Genomic DNA, 8784 nt, shown 5'->3' with positions numbered 1-8784 from the left:
CGGTACAGCATGTCAGGGCAAGGCTTGGCGTCTCGGAACGCTTTGCCTGCCGCGTGCTGGGCCAGCATCGCTCGACGTAGCGGCAGGCGCCCGGTTCCCCGGGCGACAAAGCAATGCTGACGGCGGCGATCATTGGCTTGGCCTGACAATACGGGCGGTATGGCTATCGCCGGATCACGGCCCTGCTCATCGCCCGCGGCACGTCCGCGCATGTTCGGTCGGACAACGGGCCTGAGCTCGTGCCCAAGGCCGTGCAGGGCTGGATCCACGGCGTCGGCGCGAAGATCGCCTTTATCGAGCCCGGCAGCCCCTGGAAAAACGGCTATGTGGAGAGTTCTAACGGCAAGCTGCGCGATGAGCTGCTCAACGGCGAGGTGTTCAACTCGCTGGCCGAGGCCAGGGTGCTGATCGAGCAGTGGCGGGTGCACTGCAACACCACTCGCCCTCATTCCTTGCTCGACTACAGACCACCAGCCCCGAAGGTGATCGTGCCAGGAGGAGCCAAGCCTATGCCCCGCCCCAGCTCCAATGGTTCATCGGCCCCGGCACTGCCCTGGTCCTGACCCGCGAAACTGATCCGACGAGAGCGCCAGTTTTTCGGGCATTCTGAAGCCCCAAGGAGGGACGCCCCGCTGCCATGATTGCGACAGCGAGATGGCTGCAGATCAGGCTGGCAGAAAGCGGCGAATATGGTGGGCGATCTCTTGGTGGTGCGTTTCCAGAGCGAAGTGACCGGTGTCAAGTAGATGCACCTCCGCCTTCGGCAGGTCGCGCTTGAAGGCCTCGGCGCCGGCCGGCAGAAAATAAGGGTCGTTCCTGCCCCAGATCGCCAGCAGCGGTGGCTGATGCTGCCGAAAATAGCTCTGGAAGGCCGGGTAGAGCGCCACGTTCGTCCGGTAGCTCAGGATGAGGTCGAGCTGGATCTCCGCCGCTTCCGCGCGGTGCATGAAGAACTGGTCGAGCAGGTAGCCATCGGGGGCGACGCGCCCCGCCGGCGCACCCTGCTCATACTGGGACCGGATGAATTCGTCGGTCAGCGCGGCACGGCAGCGGGCGCGGTTCTCCTCCGTCGGCTCACGCCAATAGGCCTGCCAGGATTCCCACTCCGTGCTCAACCCTTCCAGATAGGCATTGCCATTCTGCGAGATGATCGCGGCAACCCGTTCGGGATGCGCCATGGCTAGCCGCAGGCCGGTCGGCGCACCGTAATCGAAGATGTAGAGCGCGTAGCGCCGCAGGCCGATGACATCGACGAACTGGCCGATCACATGCGCCAGGTTGTCGAAGCTGTAGTCGAAGGTGCTGCGCGCCGGCGCCCTGGTCAGGCCGAAGCCGGGCAGGTCTGGTGCGATCACCCGGTAGCGGTCGGCGAGCAGCGGGATCAGGTCGCGGAACATGTGGCTGCTCGTCGGGAAGCCGTGCAGCAGCAGGATGACCGGCGCATCGGCCGGCCCGGCCTCGCGGTAGAAGACCTCCACGGGGCCAACTGGCTGCGTGCGGTACTGGATGTCGGGCATGGCCGTCTCCGTGAAGTATGCCAGGCTTGCGGCGGCCGGGGCGCGCGGCGCCATGGCCGGCGCCGCCGCCAGGGAGGTCAGAAGGTTGCGGCGCTGCATCGCCGAGATCGTCTGATTCATGGCGTCACCTCGCTGCGGTGGAGCCAAGGTAGGAACTTGCACAGAGCGGCTGAATGCGCGTTGGATGACGGGCTCGATTTCAGGATCTGAAACCATGGACCGGCTGGACGCGATGGAGATGGCCGTTGCCGCCATCGACGAAGGCTCGCTCGCCGCCGCCGCGCGGCGGTTCGGCCGCTCGGCGGCGGCGGCCACGCGCGCTATTGCTCTTTTGGAGGAGGATGCGGGGGAGACGCTGCTGCTGCGCTCCACGCGCGGCCTGCGCCTGACCGAGGCAGGCGAGCGCCACGCCGCCACCTGGCGCGAGGTGCTGGACCGGCTGGCCGAACTCCGAAAGGAACAGGCGCCGAATGTCATCGGCGGCACGCTGGTGCTGACAGCGCCGGAACTGTTCGGCCGCCTGAAGGTGGCGCCGGTGCTGGAGGAATTCCTTGAAGTGCATCCCGCGGTGCAGGTGCGAGCGCTGCTCCTGAACCGCATGGTCGACATGGTGGGCGAAGGCGTCGACGTTGCGATCCGGCTGGCGCATCTGCAGGATAGCAGTCTGGCCGCGGTGAAGCTTGGTGAAGTGCGGCAGGTTATCTGTGCCTCGCCCGCCTATCTTGCCCGCCATGGCCTGCCACAGGAGCCTGCGGAGCTGTCCGGCCACCGCTGCATCGGGGTGGGCGCGGAGGGAAACCGCGAGCTCTGGACGTTCCGGCAAAAGGCCGGCAGCGCCCGGGCGCGGTCGGTCCAGGTGCGGACGCAGCTCTCTATCTCCAGCGCCGGGGCGGGGCTGGATGTGGCACTGCGGGGTAAGGGCCTGGTGCGCGCGCTCTCCTATCAGGTGGCCGGGCCACTGGCGTCGGGCAAATTGCGGCGCGTGCTCACCTCCTTCGAGCCGAGAGCGGTGCCGGTGAACATGATCTTCCGGCCGAACCCAAGGCCCTGGTCGCCGGTGCGCGCCTTTGTGGACCATGCCGTGCCGGTGCTGCGGCGGGAACTGACGCAGGTCGCCGCGGTGGTCGACTGGCTGCCTGCACCGCAAGATTAGAGCCTTCTTCAACTAGGTGCTGGGTTGAGGGCTTTCCAGATCCTTGTTCATGATGAGGAAATCTGTTCGGACGGCAACGAAGCGGCGTGGGCCGCTAGCACGTCCACTGGGCGGAAAGCCGACTAGGTCCTCCACGAACCGGAGCAACCAGCTGAAGGCGGGCCGTGCCACGTTCAGTTCGCGGGACGCGCTGCGGATCGAGCCCGCAATCACGACGGCGCCGAGCACGTCGATCCGCTTGGAACTCAGGCGCCGGCGAGAAACGGCATGCATAATGCTGGGACGGTTCTCGCACGGGAGCGCTGGGGCTCCGGCTCCTCGCCGAGGCACGGGGTCCGCGACCGGATGCCGACCGGAAGTGGGTGGCATGGGGCGAAGCGCCAGCGCCGTTCCGCCACGTCCTGCTCGTGAAACGCCGCCTTGCTGGCGCGTCAGGACGCATGCTGGTCGAGGGAAAAGGCCTAAAGCGCTGCGACGACCTCCGCAGTGCGATCCTCGGCCTGAAGGTGATGACCTGTTGTTACCGCGCGGCTGATATCCTCAGCCCACCCCCTCCAGATCTCGACAGGCATGGGCTGACCAGGTGTCTCCTGTGCCTGGGGCCATAGAGCCAGCATCGGGCAGTCGAGCTTGCGTCCGGCCTTCCGATAAGCCGATCGGCGGCGAGATCTTCTTTGAAAGCCGTCTGGCAATCACTGCTTACCGGCCTCTTACAATTCTCGCTCCAAAGTAGATATCGGGCACAAAATGTGCCTGTGCCTCTGAGACAGAAGCTAAACGGCGTGGGCAAAGCTGATCCATAAGCGGATGGCGGCGAGTTGGACGAAGCCAAGGAAGCTGCCGGCGGTTTTGGTCGTAGCGGGTGGCGACGCGGCGGCAGTTCTTCAGGCGGTTGATGCAGCGCTCGATGCGGTTGCCGAGGGCGTAGCGGAGTTGCTGGACACTGTGCTGGATGCGCCTGTTGCGCTTGGTCGGGATCTCTGGCTGCCCGCCGGGGTCGCGTACATCCTGTCGTATGGCATCACTGTCGTAGCCGCGATCCGCGAGCAAAATGCCAGGATCATTATCCCGCTCCTCCATCAGCACGTCATAAGCCGTGCTGTCATGCGCCTCGCCTGGCATCAGCGTCAGGCTGATCGGCAGGCCATAGGCATCGGTGCGAAGGTGGACCTTGGTCGAGAAGCCGCCGTGCAAGCATCCAAGACCCTGGCGGTGAGTTCCCTTTTGCGCCAGCCGCGCAGTGATGGGCCGGACGATGGTGCTGTCGATCATCTGGAGGGCGTCGGCGTCACCGCCCCCGTCGGCCAGGACTTGCAGCAGTTCGTCCCAGGGACCGGAGGTGGTCCAGCGTCGATACTGCCGGTGGACGGAGTTCCAGTTGCCCAGCTCAGGCGGTAGGTCGCGCCAGGGAGTGCCTGTGCGCGCCACCCAGAAAATGGCATCCAGCACCCGGCGGTGACCACCAGGCGGGCGGCCGCGGAAGGGTCCGGTCTCAATCACGAAGGGCTCGAAGAACGCCCATTCCTCGTCCGTCAACAACCTCGCAGCACCAGCGCCTCCCTTCAGGAAGCAGCCTTGGATCACTCAGACTCAGGATGTGAAGCACCTTTGTCCACGCCGCTTAGCCACCTGCTACCCTCGCGCTGCCGCTTGGGCCCACAGTTCAGGAAGGAACCGTCCGAGGGCTTTGTACTCCACGCCCTGGCTTCATCCACGTCACTGTGTTGGTGCAACTAAGTTCCAGATCAGGGAGTTTGCAAGACGTTCCAAACCCCCGGCTGAATCAAAGCAAGCGCGCGCTGCTGCCGCCGTGAACGACACCGGGCCGGGATGTTGTGGGCCGGCCTGCTACAACCCTTCACAGCCTAGGACGAAAGAAAAGCCATGCATCCGACCAGGCGCTCGATCTTCAGGACCTGCAGCTGCTTGGCGGTCTCCTCGCTCCTTTGCGCAACGGCATTTCACCCGGCTTCCGCGCAGGCACAGCAACGCGGGGCCTCTCCGGCGCCTGGAGCGGCATCCCAGCCGCAATCCACCCTGCCTGCGCCGTCCGAAGCGCTGCTCACCGAGATCGAGGGCATCTACAAGGACATCCACGCCAATCCCGAACTTTCGATGCAGGAGCGGCGCACCGCCGGCATCGCAGCGGAGTGGCTGCGCAAGCAGGGCTATGAGGTGGCGGAGGGCGTCGGCGGGGTCGGGGTCGTCGGGGTGCTGCGCAATGGTGACGGCGCGACGGTCCTGCTGCGGGCGGACATGGATGCCCTTCCCATGCAGGAGAATACGGGGCTTCCTTATGCGAGCTCCAAAACCGGCATCGATCCCGCCAATGGGCAGGAAACGGCGATCGCGCATTCCTGCGGGCACGACATGCATGTGGCGTGGCTGATGGCCACGGCGCACATCCTGTCCGAGAACCGTGACAAGTGGCGCGGCACCGTCGTGGCGCTGTTCCAGCCGGGCGAGGAAACCGCCGAGGGCGCCAAAGCCATGGTCGAGGACGGGCTGGTGCGGCGCTTTCCCAAGCCGGATGTAGTGCTCGGCCAGCATGTGATGCCACTCGCCGCGGGCCAGGTCGCGATCAGCAGCGGCACCATTCTGTCCAGGAGCGACAGCCTGGAGGTGATGCTGTTCGGCCGTGGCGGGCACGGCTCCTCACCGGAGACCACCGTTGATCCGGTTGTCATGGCGGCCTCGGCAGTGACGCAACTCCAGACCGTGGTTTCGCGCGAGATCGGCATGACCGACCAGGCGGTGATCACCGTGGGCGCCCTCCAGGCGGGGTCGAGCGCCAACATCATTCCCGAACGGGCTTTGCTCCGGCTCAACATCCGCACCTTCGACGATCAGGTGCGGGAGCGTGTCCTGGCCTCGGTGCGGCGGATCATCACCCAGCAGGCCGAGTTGTCGCGTTCTCCGAAGCCGCCCACCTTCAAGACGCTGAGCACCTTTCCGCTGACGATCAATGACGAGGATGCGACGCGGAAGGTTGCGGAAGCCCTGCGCGAGCGCATGGGGGCCGACCGGGTGCAGCCCGCCAGTGCGGCCTCCGCGAGCGAGGACTTCACGGTTCTGGCGCGCGCCTGGGATGTGCCCTCCGTCTACTGGCTGGTTGGCGGCACCGATCCTGACACATATGCGAAGGCGCAGAAGGAGGGGCGGCCGAACGACATCCCTTCCAATCATTCTCCGGAATTCGCGCCAGTCCTGCAGCCGACGTTGCGCGCCGGCATCGAAGCCATGCTCGCGGCCGCCAGTCCCTGGCTGGTGAGCGGCCAGGCGCATCGTTGAGCGGCATGTCCACTGTTCCATCCGGAGGAAGCTCGAACATGGCCGGAGATCAAGGCCATGGGGACGCGAAGAACCCTGCCCCGTGCATGGCTGGGCTGGGCCGGCGCGAGGCACTGCACGCGGCGGCCCTCGGCTCGGCCTCGCTACTGGTGGGCGCGCCCCTCCTGGACGCGCGGCCGGCGGCAGCGCAGCCTCAGGCCCTGTCCAACCCCATGGGCCTGCTGCGCCCGCAGCAGAACGCGCATCGCAACCTGCTCGATATCTCCGGCCTGTGGGACTTCCAGATGGATCCCGGCGAGGAAGGCGAAGCCGCGGGCTGGTTTCGCGCCCTTCCCATGCCGCGGCCCATCGTGGTGCCGTGCAGCTGGAACGACCTTTATGACGACGCGCGGGACTATCTTGGGCTGGCCTGGTACCTGACGCGGATCTGGGCGCCGGCGGGATGGCGGGCGCAGCGCGTCTTCCTGCGCATCGGCTCGGCGAACTATGCCGCGAAGGTATGGGTCAACGGCACCGTGGTGGCCGAGCATCAGGGCGGGCACCTGCCCTTTGTCGCCGAGATCGGCCCGCAGCTCGGCTGGGACCAGCCGAATGTCATCGCCATCACGGTGGAGAACAAGCAGCTCCTGGGGCGGGTGCCGCCGGGGCCTGGAGAAGGCGGCGGCGGGGTGGCTGGCGTCCTGGGCGGCTATCCCGCGACCACCTATGACTTCTTCCCCTATGCCGGGCTGCACCGGCAGGTCGTGCTGTATTCCGTACCGGCCGAGGCGCATATCGACGACGTCACGGTGGGCACGACCATCGAGGGCAGCGACGGGGTCGTCAACGTCAGGGTCCATGCGTCCGGCGGCTATGCCGGCCAAGGCCGGGTCCGGCTGAACGGCGCCGAGACGGAGCTGAGCTTCCAGGCGGGCTCCGCCGAAGCCACCTTGCGCGTGCCTTCGGCGCGGTTCTGGGCGCCAGGAAGCCCGCATCTCTACCCGCTCACGGTCACGCTCGCTGATGGGCAGCGTTCCACGGACTCTTATTCGCTGGAGATTGGCATCCGCACCATCGCGGTGCGTGGGAGCCAGCTGCTGCTGAATGGGCAGCCGGTCAAGCTGACCGGCTTCGGTAAGCATGAGGATTTTCCGCTGAGCGGGCGCGGGCTGAATCTGCCCATGTGGGTGCGGGATTACGAACTGCTCCGCTGGGTCGGCGCGAACTCCTACCGCACCACCCATTATCCCTATGCCGAGGAGGCGATGGACTTGGCGGACCGGCTTGGCGTGCTGGTGATCAATGAGATCCCAGCCGTTGGGCTTAACTTCGAGGATCCGCCAGAGGCGACGGCGCAGCGCCTCGCCCAGGCCACCCGGCAGCTGCAAGAACTGATCGCGCGCGATAAGAACCACCCGAGCACGATCCTATGGAACGTGGCGAACGAGCCCATGGGCGGTCCCTTGCTCGGCGGTGGGCCGCCTGTGCCGGAGGCTGCCGAGGCCGGGATGCGGTTCTTCCGCCAGATCTATGACGAGACGCGCCGGCTGGACCCGACGCGGCCGGTCACGATGGTGGGCGTTCAGGGTGGCCCTCTGGAATGGCACGGCATCTTCGATGTGGTCTGCATCAACCGCTACTACGGCTGGTACACCCAGGCAGGGCGGCTGGACGAGGGTGCCGAAACGCTGGCGCGCGAGCTGGACGAACTGAACAGCCGCTTCGGCAAGCCGATCATTATCGCCGAGTTCGGCACCGACACCATTCCTGGCGTGCATGCCCAGCCGGCCGAAATGTGGACCGAGGAATATCAGGTGGAGTTCCTCCGCCGCTACCTCGACATCGCTGCCCAGCGGCCCTTCATGGCGGGGATGCATGTCTGGAACTTCGCCGACTTCAAGACCGGCCAGGGCACCAGCCGCGCGGCGGGAATGAACTTCAAGGGCGCATTCACCCGGGATCGGCGACCCAAGATGGCGGCGCATTTCCTGCGCAGCCGATGGGCGCAGCTGTGAGGGAGGGAGGTGCGCAGTCCGCCCTCGCAAGGGACCGGGCGAAGCCGAGCCGATGATCGGCCCCGCGCGAAGGGCGTAGCCAAGCGACGAAGCTCCGTCCAAGCAGGCTTCTAAGGGCATGGTCCAAGCTCGAGTTCCGCTGCTTCGTCGCGGCCACCAACCATATCACCGTGGCTGAGCTCCCGCCCTCGCCCGCTGATCTCCGGGCGTGAATCGGGCGTTGCTGTTGCCAGGCTCCCCCGTCTTCCGGCGTCCATCAGGCCCAGTTGGCCTGTACGACCCTCGCCTGTGGTTGGCCGATCTGCCAGGCGCATGCTGGCACCAGCCGGAGGGACCTGGGAGCACGCTTGATGGCGGCGACCGCCACCCTGTCATGCATGTCGCTTATGAGGGTGCCGCAGCCTATGCCGCCTGGGCGGGCAAGGCGTTGCCGACTGAGGCGGAGTGGGAGTTCGCCGCGCGCGGCGGGCTGAAGGGCGCTGCCTACGTATGGGGCAACAACCTCGCTCCGGAGGAGCCGGCTGCTTGCCAACACCTGGCAGGGTGAGTTCCCCTGGCAGAATCTGGGAACCGATGGGTACGAAGGCACCTCGCCAGTGGGCGCCTTCCCAGCCAATGGCTACGGGCTGTTTGACATGGCCCGAAATGTTCGGGAATGGACATGCGAGGTTTTCCAGCCTCGCCACACAGCGGAGACCACCAAGGCGCGCTGTGCGTCGAGAGTGGGCTGTCCCTCTTGGGGCTTCACATCTACAGGAAGATAGGCCACAAAGCTGCGGCTCATCCCGCTGCCTCCAGCGGGCCGCCACTTCGCGCCAATGCCCGCCTG

7 protein-coding genes and 1 pseudogene are annotated in these 8784 nt (G+C 66.2%); 6 read left to right on the top strand and 2 right to left on the bottom strand.

Annotated features, from left to right (window positions below):
- Positions 1-563 (top strand): annotated as a pseudogene (locus F0Q34_RS22430) (integrase core domain-containing protein); the annotation flags it as partial.
- 102 nt (positions 564-665) lie between these two features.
- On the opposite strand, the gene F0Q34_RS21190 reads toward F0Q34_RS22430, so the two are convergent.
- Positions 666-1637 carry an alpha/beta fold hydrolase gene (locus F0Q34_RS21190; RefSeq protein WP_194163329.1) on the bottom strand — a complete coding sequence of 324 codons (972 nt, stop codon included), beginning with the start codon at positions 1635-1637 and terminating at the stop codon, positions 666-668.
- 94 nt (positions 1638-1731) lie between these two features.
- On the opposite strand from F0Q34_RS21190, the gene F0Q34_RS21185 reads away from it, so the two are divergent.
- Complete coding sequence (locus F0Q34_RS21185; protein WP_161600990.1) at positions 1732-2670, top strand: LysR family transcriptional regulator; 939 nt, start codon at positions 1732-1734, stop codon at positions 2668-2670.
- Positions 2671-3369: 699 nt separating this feature from the next.
- Here the strand turns inward: F0Q34_RS21185 and F0Q34_RS21175 are convergent.
- Complete coding sequence (locus F0Q34_RS21175; RefSeq protein WP_370751324.1) at positions 3370-4206, bottom strand: IS5 family transposase; 837 nt, start codon at positions 4204-4206, stop codon at positions 3370-3372.
- Between the two features lie 390 nt (positions 4207-4596).
- Between F0Q34_RS21175 and F0Q34_RS21170 the strand changes: the two genes are divergently transcribed.
- The 4 genes from F0Q34_RS21170 (at position 4597) to F0Q34_RS22710 (ending at position 8719) form a co-directional block, all read left to right on the top strand.
- Positions 4597-5961, top strand: coding sequence for an amidohydrolase (locus tag F0Q34_RS21170; RefSeq protein WP_206668122.1), 1365 nt, complete (start codon positions 4597-4599; stop codon positions 5959-5961).
- A gap of 38 nt (positions 5962-5999) precedes the next feature.
- Positions 6000-7955: a beta-glucuronidase gene (uidA, locus tag F0Q34_RS21165; protein ID WP_206668121.1), complete on the top strand. Its 1956-nt coding sequence runs from the start codon at positions 6000-6002 to the stop codon at positions 7953-7955.
- Between the two features lie 208 nt (positions 7956-8163).
- Positions 8164-8502: an SUMF1/EgtB/PvdO family nonheme iron enzyme gene (locus tag F0Q34_RS22215; protein WP_206668120.1), complete on the top strand. Its 339-nt coding sequence runs from the start codon at positions 8164-8166 to the stop codon at positions 8500-8502.
- A complete protein-coding gene (locus F0Q34_RS22710; RefSeq protein WP_206668123.1) occupies positions 8435-8719 on the top strand; it encodes an SUMF1/EgtB/PvdO family nonheme iron enzyme in 285 nt (94 codons plus the stop codon). The genes F0Q34_RS22215 and F0Q34_RS22710 overlap by 68 nt, the downstream gene beginning before the upstream one ends.
- Positions 8720-8784 lie beyond the last annotated feature (65 nt).

The sequence above is a fragment of the Teichococcus oryzae genome, from assembly GCF_008386565.1.
Taxonomy (GTDB): domain Bacteria; phylum Pseudomonadota; class Alphaproteobacteria; order Acetobacterales; family Acetobacteraceae; genus Pseudoroseomonas; species Pseudoroseomonas oryzae.
This window is presented reverse-complemented; position numbering and strand designations above follow the sequence as displayed.

What these genes read in the sequence shown, in the direction of transcription:
- uidA (WP_206668121.1), top strand. Translation starts at nt 6,000, where the DNA reads ATGGCCGGAGATCAAGGCCATGGGGACGCGAAGAACCCTGCCCCGTGC.
- F0Q34_RS21185 (WP_161600990.1), top strand. Translation starts at nt 1,732, where the DNA reads ATGGACCGGCTGGACGCGATGGAGATGGCCGTTGCCGCCATCGACGAA.
- F0Q34_RS21190 (WP_194163329.1), bottom strand. Translation starts at nt 1,637, where the DNA reads ATGAATCAGACGATCTCGGCGATGCAGCGCCGCAACCTTCTGACCTCC.